The following is a 22,075-nucleotide window of genomic DNA, read 5'->3' on the forward strand; positions in this document are numbered from 1 at the left end:
CCTTGATACGTATGAGCAAACAAGCCATGATCATTACTTTTATAGCCATCGTGCTCTTAACCGTCACTTTTATCGTGTACCGGCTGGCGGATCGCTATCTCATCGAGCACTTCGAGGTCATTGTCGAACCGAGTACGCAGACCCCGAGCGCGGGCATAAGCCAGGGCTCAGACACTGAAAGCACATCAGACGCTGCAGAGCTCTCGAATGTCGAGGAAAAGCAGACCACGGCGCATTGGGATGACTGGAGCTACGAAGACGAGACTCAGACCATCCAGATCGAGAAGGTGCAGACCGGCTCCGGCGAGGATAAAATTACCTACTACGTGGCGGATGTTACCTTCCAAGACGAGGCCAATCTCGACACCGCCTTCGCCAAGAACGCCTTCGGCACCAACATCATAGAGGACACGTCGACGATCGCGGAGAACAACAACGCCATATTCGCGATTAACGGCGACTATTACGGCTTCCGTAGCGATGGCGTCATTATCCGCAACGGGACCTTGTTTCGCGACGAACCCGCTCGCGAAGGTCTGGCGCTATACAGCGACGGATCGCTGCAAGCCTACGCCGAAGAAGCGATCTCTTCTGACGCACTGCTGGAGGCGGGGGTCACCGACACGTTCTCCTTCGGGCCGGCTCTCGTGACGGAAGGAGAGATTGCTGGCGACTTCTCCAGCGTGAAGATCGACAAAAACTTCGGCAACCGCTCCATTCAAGCCGCCAATCCTCGTACAGGCATCGGTATGGTCGCACCGAACCGCTTTCTGTTCGTCGTGGTCGACGGACGCAGCTCCAAGAGCCGCGGCATGACGTTGACAGAGTTCGCTGAACTATTCCAAGATCTCGGCGCGGTCGAGGCCTACAACCTGGATGGCGGGGGTTCTTCGACGATGTACTTTATGGGCAGGGTTGTCAATGATCCGCTCGGCAAGGGCAATGAACGCGGCGTCAGCGACATTATCTATATTCCGAAGTCCGTATAAGGAGGCAGCCATCATGACCATACTCATCCCCTCTTACGAGCCTGACGAGCGGCTGATCGCCCTTGTTCGCAAGCTCAAGCAAGTTAGCGAGGACGATATCCTGATCGTGGACGACGGCAGCGGCGAGGCATACAAAAATATCTTTGACTCCGCATCGGCAGTCGGCTGCACCGTGCTGACACATCGGAGCAACCAGGGCAAGGGCAGTGCGCTTAAGACCGGCTTCGACTATGTGAGGCAGCTAGGCGATGGCGACGCCGTCGTTTGCGCAGACAGCGACGGCCAGCATCTGCCAGGCGACATAATGAGAGTCGCGGCGGCGATCCGCGATCGGCGAGGGCATATCGTGCTGGGCAGCAGACAATTTACGGGCAAAGTCCCGCTGCGCAGCCGCATTGGCAATACAGCTACCCGCATGGTGTTTAAGCTGGCGACCGGCCAACCTATCCAGGACACGCAGACCGGCCTGAGAGGATATTCGCCGGATCTGCTGGACTGGCTATGCCAATTGCCCGGAGACCGATTCGAATACGAAATGAACATGCTTCTGGAAGCACCAGGCGCAGGCTACGAGCTAGTGGAGATGCCCATCGACACCGTCTATCTGGATGAAAATAAATCATCGCACTTCCGCCCGATCGCCGACTCCGTTCGCGTCTACATGCCGTTCTTAAGGTTCTGCGCATCGTCCGGTCTCGCTGCCGTCCTAGATTTTGCCTTGCTGCTTCTGTTGCAGTGGCTGACCGCTAATCTGCTTTTCTCCGTGGTAGGCGCCCGCGTGTTCAGCTCTCTGATCAATTATGCCATCAATCGACGATTTGTGTTCTCCAGTAGCTCAGGCCATGCAGCGGCCATGCGGAAGTCCATGCCCCGTTACTATACTCTGGCCGCGGTCATAATCGCCCTTAACTATGGCATGCTCCACTTGCTCCACGAGAATGTCGGCATCTCGCTCGTAGCAGCCAAGCTTGTCACAGAAGTATCCTTGTTCGCGCTGAGCTATTGGGCGCAGCGCATGTTCGTGTATAAATAACGCTCCTATATAGCAAGAAAGGCGAGGACATCCCTTGGACGTCTCGCCTTTCTTCTGTGCGCGCGGGAATTGAATTGCCGCTGTTTTGTCTATTCCAAATTAGCATGCTGCCTGAACATCGCTCCGGTGCCTTGCGCCAGCTTCTCCATAAGCCGCAAAATCACCGCGTCGAACTGAATCAGCAACGTCTGCTCGAACAGCGAGCCCATGGGTTGCCTGGTGACGCGATCATCGCCCGGCTTTTCCTTGGACACGCCCGGAAGCTTGACAATCAGGTCCGCCAGACGTCCGATCGGGGAATCCGGAGCCAGCGTCAGCGCCGCTACGGAAGCCCGCAGCTGCTTCGCCTTCTCCGCCATGGCGACGAGAGTGCGGGTCTCGCCGGAGCCCGACCCGATAATTAGCACGTCGCCTTCCGAAATTCCCGGAGTGATCGTCTCTCCCACGACGTAAGCGTCGATGCCCAGATGCATGAGACGCATCGCGAATGCTTTGGCCATCAAGCCGGAGCGGCCCGCGCCCGCCAAGAACACGCGTCGCGATGCCAGAATCGCTTCGGCAAGCCCCTCCTCTTGCCCGCCATCGAGCTGTGCCGCGGCAAGCCGCAGCTCTTCGATGATATCGACGGCGTACGCCTTCTTCGAGGCCACGGTTAGGCTCCTTGCTCGATGAGCTGGCGCATCTCCGCCGCGGCTGCCTGCTTATCCGCTTGTCCGGTAATACCGCCGCCGACGATGACGAGATCCGGGTTCGCTTTGATGACTTCGGGAAGCGTGCTTAATTTGATGCCCCCGGCGATCGCCGTTTTGGCATGTTTAACGGCGGATTTGATGGTGAGCAGATCCGCGAACGAATTTTGACCCATGGCTTGGAGATCATATCCCGTATGCACGCAGATGTAGTCGACGCCGAGCGCATCCACTTCCCGGGCACGGCCCGCGAGATCCTTAACCGCGATCATGTCCACCAGAATTTGTTTGCCTTGCTTGCGCGCTTCTTCGACGGCGCCCTTGATCGTCATATCTTCGGATGCGCCAAGCACGGTCACGATGTCGGCTCCCGCCTCCGAAGCCTTCATCACTTCATAGCCCGCTGCATCCATGACCTTCAGATCGGCGAGCACTCTCAGATGAGGGAACGCCTCCTTGATTTCCTTCACCGCGCGCAACCCCTCGTTAATGACGACGGGCGTGCCGATCTCCACGATATCTATATAGGCTTCGACTTCCTTCACCAGTTGCTTGGCCTGCGGAATATCGACCAGATCCAATGCCAATTGCAATTCCATGTACAAGTCACTCCTCGCGTTTATCATAATAAGTTGGGACCACGGAACTTATTGTATGACGACGGGGAAGACTTGAACAGTACGCACTATTCGGTGACGTAGTTCCCAATTGTATACCAACAGCGTCAATCAAGGTGAAACGGCTACGCCGACCTTTGGCGGCGAGGGGCGTTGCATTCCGACTTTGCCGGGGCTGTACATGGCATGGCCGAAAATCGGCCTCTCTGCACATTTGTGCATTTCTCCCCAATTTTTTAAACAAATGGAACCCCTGCACAGCAAATTGTACGAAAATACACAAATTCTCGCTTCATATCTTCGTTCGGGACCTCTTTGAACCAAAATTTGTGTATATATGTACAAATGTACGATTAGATTGCCCCTACCCATCTTAATTGTGTATATTCGCCCAATTGTTCTACCGTTTGCAAAAATATCCAAGGGCTCACACTAGCACCAGTACTCCAGTGCCTATCATGGGAACAAGACCTCTAACGAGTCGTTAGAGGAGCCACTGCTTATCAATGATCGCTCGAGGTTGGCGAAGCTTCCTTGTCCACCCGTTCTTGATGCTTCAGCCCCCAGTCGGCCAGCAGATGAAGCACCTCCCCCATCGTCCCTCCGTATGGCGTCAAGGAATATTCGACCTTCGGAGGCACCTGCATAAAGACCTCCCGATGAATAATGCCGTCTTCCTCCAATTCGCGGAGTTGCTGGGTCAACATCTTCTGAGTAATGTCCGGCATGCCCCGCCTTAATTCGCCGAATCGCCTGGCGCCGTCCATCAGATGGCATAATATGACCAGCTTCCATTTGCCTCCGATCACCTTTAGCGTCGTCTCGACGGAGTCCTTAAACAACTGATCGCCCATAATGTCGCTCCTTCCACCGTTCGTCGCCGCTATCGCCGCCAAGCGACAATAGGCAGCCCGTTTGCCAGAATCGTCCTTCCATGATAGCCGACTCTTCCCGCAATCACAACAGCCCACAGACAGATCCCGAGGCCGAGGCTAGCGAAGTACACGATGGCAAGTCGCCCCTAGGCAATAAGAATAACAACGGGCAGTCCGCAGGCCGATGAGTCGACCGTTCGGAACTGCCCGTTTCGATTGATTTGCTCTTGCCCTATCGCGTCGCCAACCCCAGCTTCTTCGCAAAATACGCAAAAGCCTTCTCGGAGCAGACTGGACCGATCGCTTGGCCCACCTCTGCCTTCGCTTCTTCCGCCGACAGCTGCCGGACATCGCCGAGAACCGATCGTATCCACGAATCCGAAGTCTGATAACACATGCTGCTCCAGCTCTCCTTCTGCTTGGCCGAGCCGGTAATGACGATGTAGCCGCCGCTTTGAAGTTCGTTCAGCGCCTTGTCGTACTCCTTCTTATCCTCTTTGGCATCGAGTTCCGCTTCCTTCCGCAATTGACGGGAGTCCGTATTGCCTTGCTCGCTCAAAATCCCGTAGATCCGATGGGCGGCCCGCGACATGGAGCCGGCTTCGAAGAGATCGCGAACGGACCGGTTGCCGGTCAGAATCGTCCTGACCGCGGGATACAAGGCGCTGTCGATAAACGAGGCCTTCGTCCCGAAGAACCTGCCGTATGCGGCCACGCCTTCCTGCGCGATCCGAATGCGCCAAAGCCAGGGATCGGTAGCCTGTTCCGTGTGCCAGGCGCTGCCTTCGGTAACGACGGTCAGCGCCGGATGCTCGGGAGCCAGCTCCGCGAAAGGAAATATCCTATATTTTTTTACAAGCTGCACGAATTCCTCATATTCCGTTATCATCATTTCTAAGCGCCCCTATGCAAACAGACTGATCAAATTGTCGTCCGGATCCTGCACGATGGCATAACGTTGTCCCCATACCGCATCCCACGGCTCGCGATGTCCGACGTAACCGCTCTCCACGATTCGTTGATACAGCTCGTCCACCTCTTGCGCGTTCACGCAAAGAAATGCAAGCTCGATACGATGGCCCGCGGGCTCTGTCCAACCGCCATAGATATCCGCTATCATCTCTTGTTTGTCGAACGCCAAGCGGACGCCGCCCTGCGCCTCGACCTCTACATGCATGTCGTTATCCTTGTTCTCCGGGATGCTGAGGCCCAGCAAGCGGTAGAAGGCAAGCGCCCTGCCCATATCCTTCGTCACGATGCCTACCATATCCAATCGAATGCCCATCCGTTTATTCCCCTTTCGCTGCATTCCGTATTACTGACGCATAATCATTGTCGCCAGTTCTACACCGATCATACCTCAATTCCAGCCGGCATAATAGGAAAAAACGGACATGTTCATTCCTTCGCCCACACTTGCCCCGGCGGTAACCCGTAATATCGTTTGAACGTCTTGATGAGATGGGACTGGTCGTAATAACCGTATTTCGCTGCAAGATCGGCGTAGCTCATCCTTGCTCCAGCACCCCCGTAAATCTCCCGCAGCATGCTCTGGAACCGGATAATGCCAAGCATCTCCTTCGGACCGACGCCAAGCTCCCGTTCGAAAACCCTTCGCAGATGGCGTTCGCTAAAGCCCAGCTTGTCCGCAAGCTGGGCAGGGGACAATATGCCTTTGTAGTCGTACATATAGTTTAAGCCGTTATAAAGCAAGCCGGGCATCGTTGGGACATCCAGGCGAGAAAGCAGTCCCGAGAGCCGGCTTTCTGCACGTTCGATCAGCTGCGATACATCCTTGGCGTACAGCAGTTCCTCGGACAGGAAAAGACCCTCGGCTCCCCACATGTCGTACAGATACACCCGCTCCGAGGCAAAAGCCGAGACCGGAACGCGCAGAATGGAGCGAGCGGACTCCGTATACATGCGAATGCCAAAGGAGGATTGCTCCGAAGCGAGATCAATAACGAGGCAGTTCGTCATCAGACCCGTGACGAAGGCGGCATGGCTGGCGGAGGACGCCCTGCGATCCACGATAATATCGACGCAGCCGTCGGGAATAATCCGGTGCGGTTGGCTCCCCGATCGCGCGTCGAAATCCACCGTCCAATAACAAGCCACATGGGGCGCCAAAAAAGCGCTCGGCGCGTATTCCCTGTAGCTGTAGCCGGAATGCTGCCGCTCGCTTTGCAAAGTCGGCGACTGTACGGGGCGGAATAGGTTTGACATGCAGTGGAGGCCTCCCTGCTTTTTAGAATCGTCTTTACTAGCGTAACATAGTGTCGCCATGCAAGGAAACGTCAGGCAGAGCTCCCTATGCGCCAATGCCTTGCGTGGGAGCGGGCCTACGCTTACACCTCCGGGCCGCCCCACGCCAAAAGCCCGTCCGAATGTTCGGACAGGCTTTGCGCTCCCTTGCAGAAGCGGCGGGCTGCGCAAGAAATTACTTTGCGGCGGCGGCGGAAGTTCTAACTTGCTCACTCGCTTTCAGCGCTTCTTTCAGGCTGATTCTGCCTAGTTTGCTACCGTTTTTTTTGTCAATGCTCGGAGGCATAACGACCATGGATTTCACCCCCTTTCGAGATTCATGCTTTTCCGGCAATATGGATTTACTTCCGTTCCCCTGCCTTCAGATAGGCCCAAAGATCGGCAAACGCCGTCTCGTAGACGACCTCTCGGCCGGTGCCGCCTTCGCGTTCCCCGACGTACTTCGCAAATTTGGCATAGAGCCGATTCAGATACGTTTGATTGGCAAGCACATAAAATCGCACCAATCGAACCCCGCGATGTTCGTTCTCTACCTTCCTGACCCAATCCCCGAACCCGCGATAGAAGATCCAACTGCTTCGATAAGGTTCGGCCAATATCGCGGACTCGATAAAAACCGTTTCTCCATCACTCTCGTAGCGGTATTGAAGGTAGGCCGCGAGCTCGCCCTGTGCGTTCTCGTACAGCATAAAGCGGCTGTCTTGAAGCGTCGTCATGAGATGCCCGATTGTCTCCAGCAGAGAAAGCTGCCGATCGAACTGATAGCTCTCGGCGATGTAGAACTTCGCGAACCGCGCATAATCGGAGTCCGTCTCGCAGTTTTTCGCGTACAGCCGCTTTGTCATGCTATTTCCTCCATTTGATTGCAAGATCAGGAATCGATCGACCGGGACGCGAACCGACCTAGATATGCTTTTAGTTGTGCCAAGGTGACCCGATAGGCGTACAAATCGCCGGCAGCCGTGCCCGATACGCTTGTCCTCTCCGCGAACTTCCCGAACAGTCGTGCCAGATAGGCATCCTGCTTCGTCCAGAAAACAAGCTCCGCAACCTCTTCCGTCTCTTCTTCGAGATACTCCGTTAGAAACTGCAAACCTCGCAAAAAAACCGGCGTTCTCCGGCATTTCTCTACCAAATAAGCAACCTGCAGCTGCAAGATATGGCGATCCTCGTAATCGCCTTCTCCGGTCCCGCGAATGTAACCTAAAGCGCCTACGGCTTCTCCGTCGTCGTCGAGGCAGAGGATGCACCGAGAATCCTCCATCAGCAGCGGGCTTGCTATAAAGTTAAATGAAACGGGAAAAGAATACGGCATGCCGAGCCCCTCGTAGTGACTGAGCAGAAAGTCCAAATATTTTCTGTGGTACATGTGGCTCGCGCTCACGGAAAAAGTATAGTACATAGAAACGCCGCCTCCATGCTTTTGACATTATTTTAATACGTTTCCACCGTTTTGCCTATTTACTTTTGTAAGTTTTCCCGAAAGATTGTCGAAATCGCGAAAAATCGCTCTCATGACAAAACGGGCGACATCGTTAGTCCGATGTCGTCCGTCCTATGACGCTCGCTGAGCGAGCAAGATGTCAGTTCTTCTTGACGAATTCCGACTTCAGCTTCATGGCGCCAAAGCCGTCAATCTTGCAGTCGATGTCATGATCGCCGTCAATAAGCCGAATGTTCTTTACCTTCGTGCCGATCTTTACGACAAGCGATGTGCCTTTGACCTTCAAGTCCTTAATGACGGTGACGGAATCGCCATCCTTAAGCACGTTCCCGTTCGAATCCTTGACGATTTTCTCTTCTTCGCCGCTCCCGTCCGCGTCGTTCGGGTTCCATTCGTGGGCGCATTCCGGACAAACAAGCAAGCTTCCGTCCTCGTACGTATAAGGCGAATCGCACTGTGGACAATGGGGTAACGTAGACATAATTCAAAAACTCTCCATTCGTATAAGTTAATTAGTTGTCTCTGCGTCGATCATCGAGATGCCTTTTAAGGCAACGCCCTCATCCGGCGTCTCCACCATCTCTCAAAGCTCTTTCAGCGAACCGACCAGGTGTTGCGAGATGTCCATCTTCTCCATCTTGATCTCCTTTATCATATCTTTCGGAGAAATGACCTTCGTTCCATGCTACCGCATATCGAAGATCGCTTTCAACCCAATATTTGCTGGAATGCCCGAATGCAATTGCCTTCGTGGGTATCTAGAACCGCGAATTTAATCTCCGCGAACAGCCCGCCTAGCCCTTCCTCTAGAAGCAGCTCGCGCCACCAGCCGGCTATCTTCCATGGGTCATTTCGGAAGACTCCGCAGCCGAAAGCCCCCAATACCAGACGCCGGTCTCCTATCTCCGCGAAAATAGCCAACGCTAATCGCATCCGATTCTTCATGGCAACTTCCGCTTGCGCCGGGTCCTCCCCTTTCAGCAGCACTTGACCGAAATTCACGGCAGGCAGCGTCAGTACAGACGCTAGGAAGGGAGCCTCCGCCAATTGAAATTTCTCGTCTCGGAAGAACACCACGTTCGGTGAATAGATGGCATGGTCCGTATACATCATCGAGCCGCAAGCACGGTTGGCTTCATAGTAGCCTTGGTTCCGAAGCAAAGTGCCGTATAGGCCGCTGGATACGGCAAGGCTTTCCTCTTGAGCCATGGCTCCGTTCAAGAACCCGCCTCCGGGATTCTTGGCGCTGGCAAAGTTCAGCACCCCGATTTTATCGGTTGCCGACACCGCCATTTGACTCGTTGCCTTGACCGTCGCCTCATTGGCCACGGCATAATGAGCGCTATGCTTCCCTGCCGAGACCGGAAGATTCTGTACCAGAACAGCGCCTTGCTCGGGCGTAATCAGACGGCTGTCTTTCTCGGACCTTTGCTGTGCATCCGCTATCTCAATCTTTCGTCCGCCATGCTCGTAGAAACCACGTTGTTGAATATCGATCGTTTCCTGAGCTATTTTTTTGCGATTCATTACGCTCCCTCCTTCCGTCCCAGCAGGATGTCTCTGACCTCCATAAGTGCAAACCCAAGCAAATTCGTCCCCCTCCATTGCAGGGGGTCCTTTGCCTTGGGATCGTCCTGCATTAAACCGATTCCCCAAATCCGGTCGTAGGGACTCGCTTCGACGATAATGCGTTCTCCGGTTGCTTTCAAAAAATTGCCCAGCTCCGGATGCTGAGAGAACTTGGCTTCGTTGGCTTGCTTGACGATGCCGTAGCAGCGATCCTCCCATACCTGGCCGTCGAAGCCGCTTACCCTGCGCCCAAACTCCTTCATCACCTTGGGATTGTCAGTACGTAGAATTGTCGCAAGGGAGGCTTCGTCATGGAATAACCGCGCCTTCTCCGCCATCATGTATTGCTCCGCGCAGCTGTACCTGCTCCCTTCAATGACGAATGGACTCTTCCACCATTGACTCAAACAACTCTTATCGACCTGTTCCCCTTGCTGCGTATGGCCCCAGAAGAACAGGAAATCGAATTTCCGTCCCTTCGAGCATGACTGGCGCAAAGAATCGATATCATAAATCATGAATAACCCTCCCTTGTAACGCGTGGCTACCTGTAAAACAAGCTGCCTCCGTATAGTTGATTTATAATGTCTATTTGATATTGTCAAATTAATAATATAAATATAACAGGATCAACTCCCATACACAAGGTCATTTTTGATTATAGGTAAGTGTCCCGGCTGAAGCTGTCCCTCGGTGACGCGGCACAGTTAAATGAAAAAACTTCTATCGAAATTCTTCGAGAATGAGCGATTGCGTTTAATGGTTGTATTCGTCGTCAAAACGAAACCCGCCAGCTCGGCTTACAACTGGCGGGTTCCGTCTTCTGCTGCTATTTACTCTCGCGGCAGCTCGCCGATGATTCCGGCATAATCGGCGCGTCTTTTCTCCCAGACCTCTTTGCGAGGCTCGGGTTCGCGCCCGTCGAGCAACGCTTCGACGACGTCGAGGCAGACATGCCAGCCTGCAAGATCACGATGCGAGTGATCCGTAATCTTCGTTATTTTCTCAATAAGGAGAAGACGGCAGCCATCCTCTTCGGGGTAGAGCTCGAAGCGCACACGATCCTCGCCCCACGTATATTCCAGCACGGACTGCCGTTTCACTTCCAGAATAGCCATCTCTTCGAACGTGCCATCCCCCATGTCGAACTTAATGACGCTTCCCTCCCGGAGCTCTTCGACATGCAGCTCCGAGAACCACTTCTTCAGCTTGTCATTTTCGGTCAGATACGCCCATACCATCTCGACTGGATGCTTCAGCTTGCGCTCGAACCTGGCCTCGTATCCTTCTTCGGTTTGTTTGACAACGGCTAACATCGTTTGCCTCCTCTTCGCTATAGCGGCTTTTTGTCGTCCTGCTCCAACGCCATCTCCAGCTCGTCCAGCTTGTCGCTCCAGAACCTCTGGTACGGCGCAAACCAATCATGGACTTGCTGCAGCGGCCCTGGATTCACCCGGTAGATGTGCTGCTTCGCTTCCTTCCTCGCCGTAACCAGCCCCGCTTCCCGCAATATTCTCAGATGCTTGGATATACCCGGCTGGCTAAGGGGCAGCAGCTCCACCAGCTCTCCGACGGATCGTTCACGAACGAGCATCAAATCCAGCATCGTCCTCCTATGCGGCTCCGCCAACACTTCAAATAGTTTGTCGCTGTTCATACAAACACATTACTATTCGGTTATATTTCCGTCAAGCTATGCGTTTGGCATGCCACTCGCCTCGCCTCGTCCCTGTGCTACAATGAACGAAAGGAGCTGATAGCATGGATATTCTGCGCCTAATGGCGGAAGAGAAAATCAAGGAGGCTATTCGCCGAGGCGAGTTCGATAATCTTCCCGGCGCGGGCAAGCCGCTCCCGCCTGACGACATGGAAGGAGTCCCCGAGGACTTGCGGGTCAGCTACCGACTGCTGAAGAATGCCGGCATCGTGCCGGAAGAGATCCAGCTGCGCAAAGAAATGGTGACGCTTGGCGACCTCCTTGCTGCCTGCCGGAACGATTCCGAACGCGAGAAGCTAGAGCGGGAATTGTCACTTAAGAAGCTCCGCTACCAATCGCTGATGTCCGAGCGCGGCTGGCAGGCATCCGGCGCCTTCGCGGAATACGAAACCAAGGTGCAGCAGAAATTGACGGAGAACGAGTCCGAATCGAACCGATAACGACAGCGGCTTCGCCCCCGATAACAGAGTGCGAAGCCGCTGGATCATTACCCTTATATAACTTCCTTCCTTCTAGCCAACAGCCCATACAAGATGATCCCCGAGGCCGCGCTTAACGCCGCGCATAGCGCGATCACGCCGTAGCCGGCCTGAAGGCCCCGGAACAGCCCCTCCTGCGTCTCCGCGCCTACCATTCCCTTAACAAGCTCGATGACGCCTCCGATCAAATAGTTGCCCAGCACGCTCCCGACGCCCATAACCGTCACCGTGAACGTAATGGCCATGTCGCTCTCGCGAGGGTACCTGCGCGCAATAAACGCCATAACCGTAGGATAGATCATCGCAATGCCTACCCCACCCGCAGCAAAGAAGAACGCAAGCTTTTCCCCGCCGAAGATGGCGACGAACGTGCATGCCGCAGAGAACGACGAGAACAGGATCAGCGACACCGTGAAGCCGATTCGGTCCGTCAGCGGTCCTAGCAGCAGCCTTGCCAGCGCAAAACAAAGGAAAAACGCGGACAGCATGCCCGATGCGCTGACCGTGTCCCAGCCGTAAGCCTTCTCCAGGAAGTTAACCAGCCAGCCTCCGACCGCCAGCTCCGATACAACCCCGAAGGTCAGCACGCAGATCATGAGCCAGAGAACCGGGTCCCTCATAAGCCGCTTTAACGGAATACGTTCCTCATGCCGAACCTCGTCGCCCGGGAAAGTCGTAAACATGGCGATGGCCAGCGGTATAACAGAGAGCAGCAGGACGACGAGGTACATCCCGCGCCAATCCAGCGTGTGGCCATTAACGGTCACCGCCATCAACCCGGTCGCCATCAGAGGCGCGACCGTCGAAGCGAGTCCATAGAAGCCGTGCGTCAGGTTCATCATCGTTCCCGTATTTTTGACGAAGATGCGCGCTCCCAGAATAGCCAGGCCGATCTCCAGCATCCCGTTGCCGATGTACATCAGGAAGTAAGAAGCCGAGAATGCAGGATAATATTGCGAGCCGAAAATAAATACGCCCGACGCCGCCATTACCGCGAATGCCGCAACCGTAACCCATCTGATTCCCCATAATCGGGTCAAATAGGCGGTAAACGTACAGGCGAGCAAATAGCCGAGCGAATTAAGCGCCAATAAGGTGCCGAGCTGCGATTCATTAAGCAGGAAGTCGAATTGAATGCGCGGTATGGCCGGCCCTTTAATATTTTCCGAAAAACCGAAGATAACAAAGCCTATAAAAATCGTTGCGAGCTGCATGACATAAATCTTGTTGTATTTTCTCTTGCTCTTGCCGCTGCTGTTGGTGCCCTCCACGTTGTCCCTTCTCCCGTTGTTTATCTTCTCTCTATGGTTGGAGCAAAATGACTGGGCTTGCCCCTGCTGCCCTTAAAATAAGTAGCGTTGATGCCCTTTCGCTTTATACGACCCGGCGCCTTCCAGCCGAAGCAGCGTTTCCTTGATGGCGAGCCCGCCGCGGAAGCCCGTTAGCGTGTTGTTCTTCCCGATAACCCGGTGGCAAGGAACGACGATGGGCACGGGGTTGGCGCCATTGGCGGCGCCGACCGCCCGCACGGCCTTCCCTCTGCCGATCGCGATAGCGATATCGGAGTAGCTCCGCGTCTCTCCGAACGGAATGCGGACGAGTTCGCGCCAGACGTCATTCTGAAATTCGGTGCCCCGGAAATCCACCGGAACCGTAAATGCCTTGCGTTCGCCTTCAAGATACTCCTTCAATTGCGTGCAATAGGGACGCAACTGCTCCATGCTTTGGACCAGTTGGGCATCCGCCACTCGTTTCTTAACAGAAGCAACCAAATATTCGAACGGCTCATGCGGAAAGGTGATCTGGCACAAGCCTTCCTCCGTCGCCGCTACATAGATCGGCTGATCCCCGAATGCGGGATGGATAAACATATCCCAATACACGCTCGTACGTTGTCTCGATTGCGATGTCATGCCACCATCTCCTCTGCTCGATAGGATGTATCCTATATCGTCCGATTAACCCACAATACCAGCTAATAAACATCCAAGCAAGAAGAGAGACTTATATTTGTCCGCATGGGGGTTGGATTGGCTAACGGAACGGCGCGGCGCGTTTCCAATTGCAAAAAAGTGCAATTGCAGGGGATAGCTCATACGCTTACAATATGCGCGTAATCATGTAATCAATAGTCTTTATAGGGGTGAAGTGATGCGACATACAGTTAACGTCTTTCTAGCAGGAGATTCCACGGTACAAACCTATGAGCCGGAGCATGCGCCGCAGGCGGGCTGGGGCCAATATATCGCCGAACATTTTACGAAGGAGGTTCGCTTTGCGAACCGCGCAATTGGCGGCAGAAGCTCGAAGACGTTCGTCGAGGAAGGAAGGCTGCAGACCATTCTGGAAGAGATCGGCAAGGGTGATTATTTGTTCGTCCAGATGGGTCACAACGATTCCACGAAGAGCAGGCCGGAGCGTTATACCGAGCCTTTTTCGACTTATACATCTTATTTAAAGATGTACATCGAAGGCGCCCGGAGCCGGGGGGCCATCCCCGTGCTGATCACGCCGGTCGGCCGGCTGCACTATGAAAACGGAGAATTCTTAAACGATTTTCCGGACTATTGCATGGCTATGAAGCAGCTTGCTGCCGAAGAGAATGTCCTCCTTGTCGATCTGATGACGGAAAGCCTGGCCTATTATTCTTCTGTCGGCTACGAGGAGACAAAGTCGTTTTTTATGGTTTCCGTAAACGGGACCGACCACACCCATTTCACCGAAATCGGGGCACGCCGAATGGCGAAGCTCTTAGCGGATCAATTGAAGAGCTTGCGGATCCTGCCCCGTTTATACGCTGCTGCCGATACCAAATGATCCCTCCAATTATTTCATGGAAAGAACCACTTTGATCAGATATACTTTACAAGCACAGGCGGGATAGGTTCCTGCCTGCGCTTGAAAGCGGTTCCCTATAATTGATTCGGAACGGAGGGAGTTCATGCTCCAGCGAATGGGCGGCTACGCGAGAACGAGAAGAAAGAATAGAAGCTTTTACCGAAAAAGCTTTACTTGGTTCTTATTCGCCGCAAGCGTACCGGGGTTGATCATCGCCCTAGCGACATACGGATTCGCGGTAGGGCCGATGCAAAAGAACATCAGCGACCTGCACCAGAATCAGATTAAGGAACGCGCGCAGAACATCGACGACCAGTTCGGATCCGTGGAGCTGGACATCTCCCATTGGGCGTTTAATCCACGATTCGGATCCGGCCTGAAGGATATGAATTTCATCTACGAATTCAGAGAAACCTACGATATTACGAAGACGTTATTTATGCTGCAAGGCTCCCATCCGCTCATCAATCAAGTGCAGCTCTACATTAACGGACACAATACGGTGCTGTTCCAGCCCGAGTTCTATAAGCTGAGCGACCGCGTTCAGATTGACGGCTTTGAGCGGATCATAGCGGAGGGAACCAATATTTATTGGACGGATTGGCTGCCTGCCGCCGAAGGGAATGCGCAGGACGCGGACACTCCGATCGTGCTGGTTCACAAAATTCCGGGAGACAGCAGCTCGCCGTTCGGCGTGCTCGTCACGGAGCTCAAGCGGGAGAAAGTCATGAACCTGCTCAAAACCATGACTCCCTACAACCAAGGCTTCACGATGCTGCTCGACAAGAAAGGCGAGCTGCTCGTCGCCGACCATGCCGAAGAAACGGCCGTCAACGAGCGTCTTCGCGCGGAAGTGCTGGACCGGGAGGAGCCGTCCGGCACCTTCCTGTTCAACCGGGACGACGTCACGTATTCCGTATCCTACGGGAAGCTGACTCGCCTGTCCACGGAGTGGACGTATATTTCGGCTACGCCGATCACGACCATCACGTCCTCCGTGGTGAAGCTCTCCAACACGATCTTCCTCGTCAGCGCATCGGGACTGGTCCTGGCGCTGCTGCTCTCTTGGCTTGCTTCCCGGCGGGTCTATCTGCCGGTCGAACGGCTGCTGAACAGCCTTAAGCGGCATAAGGGCGAAGATCTTGCCCGTGGCATGGACGAATTTCAATTTTTGGAGAACCAGTGGAACCAGCTGCACGACGAAAGCTTGAATCTCCGCAATCGGCTCGACGAACAACGGACCCATGTCCGTTCGGGCTTCCTGCTTCAATTGCTGCAAGGACATCTCGCTTCCTACACGGAGAAAGACTTGAAGAGCAGAATGAAGCTCTACGGCTGGGATACCGACGACCATCAATTCCGAATTCTGCATATCCAGCTGACGGGGTACGACATTCTGACCGAGCGGTTCTCGCAAGGGGACGAAAGTCTCGTGACCTTCACGGCCTCCAATATTATCGAGGAGCTTGCCGCTCAGCACTTCGAGCAGTTCAGCGTCATGAACTTCCATGACTTGACGGTAGCGGTGCTCGTCATGTATCCGGACGGAGAGCCCATCGGCGAACGGATTCAATCGCTGGGGACGGAAATTACGAAAGCCATCAACGGCATTATCCATATGCAAGTCACGATTACGTTCAGCGGAGCGATGGAGAGGATTCAGCTCATTCCCGACATGTATATGGAAGTGGAGCGCGCGACGGGCTACCGCAAGTTCGTCAATCAGAATCAGTTGATCGATATGGAGCAATTGACCGCCCATGCGGACGGCAGCGAGTTCCATTACCCGTTCGCGCTGGAACGGGACATCGTTCATGCGATGAGAGCGAGCGACAAGGAGGAAGCGGAGCGGCTGATTACCATGTTCCTGGAGGAGGTGCTGTCCGCCCGCGGCACCGAAATTTTGGTCCAGCAAAGCATGCTGCAGCTGTTCGCGACGATCCAGCACGCCATTCTGCAGTCCGGCCTAAGTCCCCATCAGCTGTTCGGCGGAGAGAATATGTTCGGCCAGCTTTCGCAAATCCGCGAGCCGGAGAAGATGCTGGGCTGGATGAAGCGGAAAGTCATTCTGCCTTTCATCGACGAGAGGGACGCCAGAGCCAACATCGAGCTCAAGCGGCTCGTGGAGTCTACGATCGACTATATCCACGCCCATTACTCGTCGGATCTTTCGCTTGAGCAATGCGCGGCTTTGGCCGGGACGAACAGCTATACGCTCAGCAAATATTTCAAGCAATTCATGGGCATCAATTTCATTGATTACGTAACGGAGCTGAGGATCGATAAAGCCAAGACGTTGTTGCGCGAGACCGATCTCAAAATCAACGACATCGCCAGCGAAGTCGGCTATCAGCAGCGCTACTTCAACCGCATCTTCAAGAAGCAGGTCGGCCTTACGCCAGGGCAGTTCAGAGAGCAGACGGAAGGCTGACAACAAGAGAGTACCAACCCGGCAACAAAGTTCCATACCTTCGAAAAAGCCTTGATAATCAAGGCTTTTCTTATGCAAAAATGTGAAATTGATTGTCTTTCGCCATGGAGCGATACTGGGAAATGTAAGCGATGACATCTTGGCGCAATCGATACAGAAAGGGTGAGTGAATGAACACGGCGCTTCCTTCCGATTCCAAAATATCCATGACGCGGGGCAATCCCAAACGGAGACGCTGGCTGTCGAGGCTGAAAAAAGACAAATGGTTGTACCTCTTGTTGCTTCCGGGGTTGCTATACTTCCTAGTGTTCAAATATTTGCCCATGTGGGGCGTGCTTATCGCCTTCCAGAACTACCAGCCGTTTCTGGGCTTCTGGAACAGCGAATGGGTTGGCTTCGAGCACTTCCGCAATTTTTTCGCCAATCCCGACTTCTTCCGACTCCTGAGGAACACGCTGATCCTGGCCGTATACGATCTGATCTTCTTCTTCCCGGCGCCCATTATTCTGGCGTTATTATTGAACGAAGTGAGATTGGCCTATTTCAAAAGAATCGTTCAAACGCTCGTCTACGTGCCGCACTTCGTCTCCATGGTCATCGTGGCCAGCATGACCTACGTGTTCCTGACCACGTCGGGCGGCATCATCAACGAGCTCGTCGCCTCGATTACGGGCAAATCGATCAACTTCCTGGCGGATCCGTCCTGGTTTCGGCCCATGATCATCCTTCAGATGATGTGGAAGGATTCCGGCTGGGGCACGATCATCTTCCTGGCCGCGCTCGCCTCCGTCGACATGGAGCAATACGAAGCGGCGGTCGTCGACGGCGCGAACCGATTCCAGCGTCTGATCTATATTACGATTCCCGCCATCAGCAGCACGATCGTCATCTTGTTGATCCTGCGGCTGGGAAGCTTCCTGGACAACGGCTTCGAGCAAATTTTCCTGATGACCAACTCGCTCAACCGGTCCGTCGCGGACGTCTTCGATACGTACGTCTATTTCGTCGGCATCACGCAAGGAGCCTTCAGCTATAGCACCGCCATCGGCTTGTTCAAGTCGGTCGTCGGCATTCTGCTCATCTACGGCAGCAACCGTCTCGCCAAGCGATTCGGACAAGAAGGCATATTCTAGGGCGGAGAGGAGGAGACAAGAATGAACAGCAAGCACGACTCGCTCGGAGAGAAATTGTTCGACGGCTTTAATTACCTGCTTCTCGGCCTACTGTCGCTCGTCACGGTATTGCCGTTCGTCTACATTATCGCCGGCTCCTTCGCAACGGAAGTGGAGCTGATGGAACGCGAATTCTTTATCTTCCCGAGAGATCCGTCGATCGCGGCGTTTCAATACATTTTCTCGACGGATACGATTAGCCGCAGCTTGATCAACTCGGTCATCATTACGATTGCCGGCACGCTGGCCAATCTGGCGTTTACCTTCACGATGGCCTATTCGCTCTCCCGCAAGGATCTGATGGGACGCAACGTCATCATGAACCTCGTAATCTTCTCGATGCTCTTCAGCGGCGGCATGATCCCGGGTTATCTCGTCGTGAAGGAGCTCGGGCTGCTGGATTCCTATGCCGCGGTCATTCTGCCCGGCGCCATCAGCGCGTTTAACATGATCATTATCAAAAACTTCTTCCAGCAGCTTCCTCCCGGCTTGGAGGAATCGGCCCGGATCGACGGCTGTACCGACCTTGGCGTCCTATGGCGCATCGCGCTGCCGCTGTCGAAGCCCATTATCGCCACGTTCGGCCTGTTCTACGCGGTCGGCCACTGGAACAACTTTTTCTCGGCGCTTCTGTTCCTGAACGATCACACCAAGTGGCCGCTCCAGGTCATCCTGCGGGAGATCGTCATGCTGTCGCAGCTGGCCGCGGGCGATATGGGCGCCATGGATCCCAATTTCATCGAGCCGCCGGATCAATCCGTCAAGATGGCCGTCATCGTCGTCGGCACGCTGCCGATCCTGCTGGTCTATCCGTTCCTGCAGAAGCATTTCGCCAAGGGCGTGCTCTTGGGCTCCATCAAAGGCTAGATGATCGCATTCGCGTGAAATCTATAGAAAGCAACCATTCAATAATGAGGAGGGTTATCAATGAAACAGAAAGCAACCGGTTTGAAAAAAAGCTTGGCATTACTCGTCCTGTCTTCGGTTATGGCCATATCGGCCTGTTCCAACGGGAACGGGGGATCGAACGGCCAATCGGAGAGCGCTCCGCCGCAAAGCACGAACGCCAATTCCGAAGGCAACGGGAACGCAAAGGAAGAACCGTTCAAGATCAGCATCATGATGCAATCCTTCGATACCAATCTGCCGAAAGCCGACAGCCCGGTCATCAAGAAACTGGAGGAGTATACCAACACCGACCTGGACATTCAATTCGTGCCGAACAGCTCCTATCCCGACAAAGTCAACATTACGCTCGCCTCCGGCCAGCTGCCTACGATCATGGTCGTGGACAAATCGCCAAGCTTCATCAGTTCGGCCCGCGCCGGCGCGTTTTGGGAGGTGGGTCCTTACCTGAAGGATTACCCGAACCTTAGCCAAGCCAACGACATCGTGCTGAACAACTCCTCCATCGACGGCAAAAATTACGGCGTCTACCGGGGCCGCGTGCTGGGCCGGATGGGCGTTACTCTTAATCAGGTTTGGATGGAAAATCTCGGATTGCAGCCGCCGAAGACGATCGACGAGTTCTACAACGTGCTGAAGGCTTTTAAGGAAAACGATCCCGATCAAAACGGCAAGGACGATACGTACGGCGTCGTCATCACGAAATACGCGGGACCTTGGGACATTATGCAGGTCTGGTTCGGAGCTCCGAACGGCTGGGGCGACGACGGAAGCGGCAATCTGGTGCCGACGCACATGACGCCGGAATACCGGGAAGCGCTGCAGTTTTTCCGGAAGCTGTATGAGGAAGGACTTGTTAACGAGGATTTCGCCGTCATGGATTCCGCCGTGTGGAACGATCCCTTCGTAAACGGAAAAGCCGGCGCCTTTGTGGACGTGGCGGATAATGCTCGCCGCCTTAATAGTCCGATGCAGGAGAAGGCGCCACGAGACAGCTCCTACACCAACGTCTACCAAGCACCGGTCGGGCCGAAGGGCCATCGGGACATGCCGACAACCGGTTATGCCGGCATGCTCGCGATATCGAAATCCGCCGTCAAGACGGAAGAGGAATTGAAGAAGGTTCTGACTTTCATTGACAGGCTGAGCGACGTGGAGATGCAGGATCTGCTCGGCTACGGCATGGAAGGCGTTCACTACGACATGGTGGACGGCTATATCGCGCCGAAGGAGAATCTGGATGCCAGTCTCATTCAGCAATACAACGGTTTGAACCAAATGCTGACGTTCATCGGTCCGGTCGGGGCAACGCTGGAGCAAACGGATATCAACAAAATGATCGCGGAGGTGCAAGCGGCCAACGAAAGCATCGTCGTCGCCAACCCGGCGCAGCCGCTGGTCTCCGAGGTGTACGCGCAGAAGGGACAGCAGCTTGACAACATCATCGCGGATGCCCGCATTCAATACATCGTCGGCCAAATCGACGACGCGGGACTCGACAAAGCCATCGAGCTATGGAAGACGACAGGCGGAAACGATTATATCGCGGAAATCAACAAGCTCCACAAGGAATCCCAGCAATGAGAAAACCTCTATCGAGGCCTTTCAATGATGAGCGACCGCGTTCAAAGGTAGGTTTTATCGCCAATAAGAATTTGTTTTTCGGCTAAGCCGAAAACTTATAAATTCTTATGTGGAAAAAATGACGATGGACAGTGCCGCGAGCAACTCGCCGCACTGTCCATTGCTACATCGGAGGCGAATCGGCATGAGCCAGCAAGATAGAATTCCCGTTCTAGTCCGTCAATTGGACATTAGTCAGGCAGGGCTGCGCAACAAAATGCTGCTCGGCGATCTGGACGGAGACGGCCGCATGGAAATCGTCATGGTCCAGCCCGACGGGGGCATCGATGACCGGTACGTACCCCATCAGGTCCAATGCTTGACCGCTTTCGATCTCGACGGCCGCCTCCTGTGGCAGGTCGGAACGCCCGCTCCCAATTGCGGGGGACCGGGCTCGGATTATCCGGCGCAGCTCTACGATATTGACGGCGACGGCTGCTGCGAGGTGCTGTGCGTCATGAACAAGCGCTTCTTCATCCTGGACGGTCGTACCGGTCAGGAGAAACGTTCCTTCGAGCTGCCCTCGGAGCTCGCGCATGATTGCATCATCCTGGCTAATCTCGGCGGCGGGGCCTATCCTTCGGATATTATTCTGAAGGATCGGTACCGAACGTTATGGGCGCTTGATCGCGAGCTCAACCTCTTATGGACGTATACAGGCAACCCCGGCCACTTCCCTTGGGTATTCGATGCCGACGGGGACGGCCGCGACGAAGTCATGGCCGGTTACGACCTGCTGGATCATGACGGCAAGAAGCTTTGGTCGGCACGGAATCTGGAGGACCACGCGGATTGCATATGGGTCGGCGACGTTCTGGGCAGAGGAGATGTACAGATCGTCATTGGCGGGAGCGTAACCGTCATGTATGACGTCCATGGCAAGGAGCTATGGCGTTATGAAGGGTCGATCGAATCCCAGCACATTGCGCTCGGCAAATTCAGGAGCGACCTGCCGGGACTGCAGATTGCCGGTCTCGACCGGATTAGGCGCGGGGACACGGGCGAGGCATTCTCCGAAAGCGGCAAGGACGGCCTGTTTTTGCTGGATTCCCAAGGCGCGGAAGTGTGGAAGGAAGACCGGCAGACCAGCGGCTGGCTGACCATCATCGAGACGCTCTCCCGTTGGGATGACGGGCCGCTGGATTATATATTGGCCTACCGCCGGGGAGGCGGCGTCCCGCCAACGCTGTATGACGGCCATATGGCCGCGGTAGTGGAGTTCCCGAGCGACGGCTATGTCGCGCACGCGGACTTGGCAGGGTCGGGGCGGGAGCAGGTGTTGGTCTATAACCATTCTACGGCCTGGATTTATGCCGGCATGCCGATGGAGCTGACTCCACGTCGGCCGGGAGAGCCATTGCCCCAGCCCAAACGTCTGTACAGCTCTACGCTATATCCTGGCGGAGAGTACCGCTGAGGAAGGGGGCA

24 protein-coding genes are annotated in these 22,075 nt (G+C 54.7%); 9 read left to right on the plus strand and 15 right to left on the minus strand.

Annotation, left to right across the window (positions count from 1 at the left end):
• Positions 1-11: 11 nt before the first annotated feature.
• Both KJW29_RS26525 and KJW29_RS26530 read left to right on the plus strand, forming a co-directional pair.
• Positions 12-989 (plus strand): phosphodiester glycosidase family protein, encoded by a 978-nt coding sequence (locus KJW29_RS26525; protein WP_214631337.1) that lies wholly within the window; start codon positions 12-14, stop codon positions 987-989.
• 13 nt (positions 990-1,002) lie between these two features.
• Complete coding sequence (locus KJW29_RS26530; protein WP_214626906.1) at positions 1,003-2,022, plus strand: bifunctional glycosyltransferase family 2/GtrA family protein; 1,020 nt, start codon at positions 1,003-1,005, stop codon at positions 2,020-2,022.
• 89 nt (positions 2,023-2,111) lie between these two features.
• Here the strand turns inward: KJW29_RS26530 and hxlB are convergent, their stop codons facing one another.
• The 13 genes from hxlB to KJW29_RS26595 all read right to left on the minus strand — a co-directional run bounded on the left by hxlB (position 2,112) and on the right by KJW29_RS26595 (position 11,138).
• Positions 2,112-2,672, minus strand: a complete 561-nt coding sequence (hxlB, locus tag KJW29_RS26535) for a 6-phospho-3-hexuloisomerase (RefSeq protein WP_214626907.1) — start codon at positions 2,670-2,672, stop codon at positions 2,112-2,114.
• A 2-nt stretch (positions 2,673-2,674) separates the two neighbouring features.
• Positions 2,675-3,310: a 3-hexulose-6-phosphate synthase gene (gene hxlA / locus KJW29_RS26540; protein WP_214626908.1), complete on the minus strand. Its 636-nt coding sequence runs from the start codon at positions 3,308-3,310 to the stop codon at positions 2,675-2,677.
• 521 nt (positions 3,311-3,831) lie between these two features.
• Positions 3,832-4,182 (minus strand): winged helix-turn-helix transcriptional regulator, encoded by a 351-nt coding sequence (locus tag KJW29_RS26545; protein ID WP_087568113.1) that lies wholly within the window; start codon positions 4,180-4,182, stop codon positions 3,832-3,834.
• A 253-nt stretch (positions 4,183-4,435) separates the two neighbouring features.
• A complete protein-coding gene (locus KJW29_RS26550) occupies positions 4,436-5,095 on the minus strand; it encodes an AlkZ-related protein (RefSeq protein ID WP_214626909.1) in 660 nt (219 codons plus the stop codon).
• A gap of 12 nt (positions 5,096-5,107) precedes the next feature.
• Positions 5,108-5,488, minus strand: a complete 381-nt coding sequence (locus KJW29_RS26555) for a VOC family protein (protein ID WP_214626910.1) — start codon at positions 5,486-5,488, stop codon at positions 5,108-5,110.
• Positions 5,489-5,601: 113 nt separating this feature from the next.
• On the minus strand, positions 5,602-6,429 hold the full coding sequence (locus KJW29_RS26560) for a helix-turn-helix transcriptional regulator (protein ID WP_214626911.1): 828 nt from the start codon (positions 6,427-6,429) through the stop codon (positions 5,602-5,604).
• Between the two features lie 380 nt (positions 6,430-6,809).
• Positions 6,810-7,313, minus strand: a complete 504-nt coding sequence (locus KJW29_RS26565; protein WP_214626912.1) for a hypothetical protein — start codon at positions 7,311-7,313, stop codon at positions 6,810-6,812.
• Positions 7,314-7,339: 26 nt separating this feature from the next.
• Entirely contained in the window at positions 7,340-7,870 is a 531-nt protein-coding gene (locus tag KJW29_RS26570; protein WP_087568108.1) for a hypothetical protein, read from the minus strand.
• 181 nt (positions 7,871-8,051) lie between these two features.
• The gene (locus tag KJW29_RS26575; protein ID WP_108994908.1) at positions 8,052-8,393 is read right to left on the minus strand and encodes a zinc ribbon domain-containing protein YjdM; all 342 of its coding nucleotides are present in this window, start codon (positions 8,391-8,393) and stop codon (positions 8,052-8,054) included.
• A 227-nt stretch (positions 8,394-8,620) separates the two neighbouring features.
• Positions 8,621-9,439 carry a TIGR02452 family protein gene (locus tag KJW29_RS26580; protein WP_214626913.1) on the minus strand — a complete coding sequence of 273 codons (819 nt, stop codon included), beginning with the start codon at positions 9,437-9,439 and terminating at the stop codon, positions 8,621-8,623.
• Positions 9,439-9,999, minus strand: a complete 561-nt coding sequence (gene ybiA, locus KJW29_RS26585; protein WP_214626914.1) for a riboflavin biosynthesis intermediates N-glycosidase — start codon at positions 9,997-9,999, stop codon at positions 9,439-9,441. The genes KJW29_RS26580 and ybiA overlap by 1 nt, the downstream gene beginning before the upstream one ends.
• Before the next feature lie 315 nt (positions 10,000-10,314).
• Positions 10,315-10,797, minus strand: coding sequence for an SRPBCC family protein (locus KJW29_RS26590; protein WP_214626915.1), 483 nt, complete (start codon positions 10,795-10,797; stop codon positions 10,315-10,317).
• 17 nt (positions 10,798-10,814) lie between these two features.
• Positions 10,815-11,138 (minus strand): ArsR/SmtB family transcription factor, encoded by a 324-nt coding sequence (locus tag KJW29_RS26595; RefSeq protein WP_214626916.1) that lies wholly within the window; start codon positions 11,136-11,138, stop codon positions 10,815-10,817.
• Between the two features lie 104 nt (positions 11,139-11,242).
• Between KJW29_RS26595 and KJW29_RS26600 the strand changes: the two genes are divergently transcribed.
• Positions 11,243-11,638, plus strand: coding sequence for a DnaJ family domain-containing protein (locus KJW29_RS26600; RefSeq protein ID WP_214626917.1), 396 nt, complete (start codon positions 11,243-11,245; stop codon positions 11,636-11,638).
• A gap of 53 nt (positions 11,639-11,691) precedes the next feature.
• Here KJW29_RS26600 and KJW29_RS26605 read toward each other — a convergent pair whose 3' ends face one another.
• Together KJW29_RS26605 and KJW29_RS26610 are read right to left on the minus strand one after the other, a co-directional pair.
• Positions 11,692-12,891 (minus strand): MFS transporter, encoded by a 1,200-nt coding sequence (locus tag KJW29_RS26605; RefSeq protein WP_087568280.1) that lies wholly within the window; start codon positions 12,889-12,891, stop codon positions 11,692-11,694.
• 129 nt (positions 12,892-13,020) lie between these two features.
• Positions 13,021-13,590 carry a methylated-DNA--[protein]-cysteine S-methyltransferase gene (locus KJW29_RS26610; RefSeq protein ID WP_108994913.1) on the minus strand — a complete coding sequence of 190 codons (570 nt, stop codon included), beginning with the start codon at positions 13,588-13,590 and terminating at the stop codon, positions 13,021-13,023.
• A gap of 238 nt (positions 13,591-13,828) precedes the next feature.
• Here KJW29_RS26610 and KJW29_RS26615 point away from each other — a divergent pair, with 238 nt between their 5' ends.
• The 6 genes from KJW29_RS26615 (at position 13,829) to KJW29_RS26640 (ending at position 22,064) form a co-directional block, all read left to right on the plus strand.
• The gene (locus KJW29_RS26615) at positions 13,829-14,494 is read left to right on the plus strand and encodes a rhamnogalacturonan acetylesterase (protein ID WP_214626918.1); all 666 of its coding nucleotides are present in this window, start codon (positions 13,829-13,831) and stop codon (positions 14,492-14,494) included.
• 124 nt (positions 14,495-14,618) lie between these two features.
• Positions 14,619-16,946, plus strand: a complete 2,328-nt coding sequence (locus KJW29_RS26620) for an AraC family transcriptional regulator (protein ID WP_214626919.1) — start codon at positions 14,619-14,621, stop codon at positions 16,944-16,946.
• A gap of 206 nt (positions 16,947-17,152) precedes the next feature.
• Positions 17,153-18,079, plus strand: a complete 927-nt coding sequence (locus KJW29_RS26625; protein ID WP_246608902.1) for an ABC transporter permease — start codon at positions 17,153-17,155, stop codon at positions 18,077-18,079.
• A 21-nt stretch (positions 18,080-18,100) separates the two neighbouring features.
• Positions 18,101-18,985, plus strand: coding sequence for a carbohydrate ABC transporter permease (locus tag KJW29_RS26630; protein WP_087568099.1), 885 nt, complete (start codon positions 18,101-18,103; stop codon positions 18,983-18,985).
• 60 nt (positions 18,986-19,045) lie between these two features.
• A complete protein-coding gene (locus KJW29_RS26635) occupies positions 19,046-20,608 on the plus strand; it encodes an extracellular solute-binding protein (protein ID WP_214626920.1) in 1,563 nt (520 codons plus the stop codon).
• A 184-nt stretch (positions 20,609-20,792) separates the two neighbouring features.
• Positions 20,793-22,064, plus strand: coding sequence for a hypothetical protein (locus tag KJW29_RS26640; protein ID WP_214626921.1), 1,272 nt, complete (start codon positions 20,793-20,795; stop codon positions 22,062-22,064).
• The last annotated feature ends 11 nt before the right edge of the window (positions 22,065-22,075 follow it).

This window comes from Paenibacillus agaridevorans (genome assembly GCF_018604145.1).
Lineage (GTDB): Bacteria > Bacillota > Bacilli > Paenibacillales > Paenibacillaceae > Pristimantibacillus > Pristimantibacillus agaridevorans.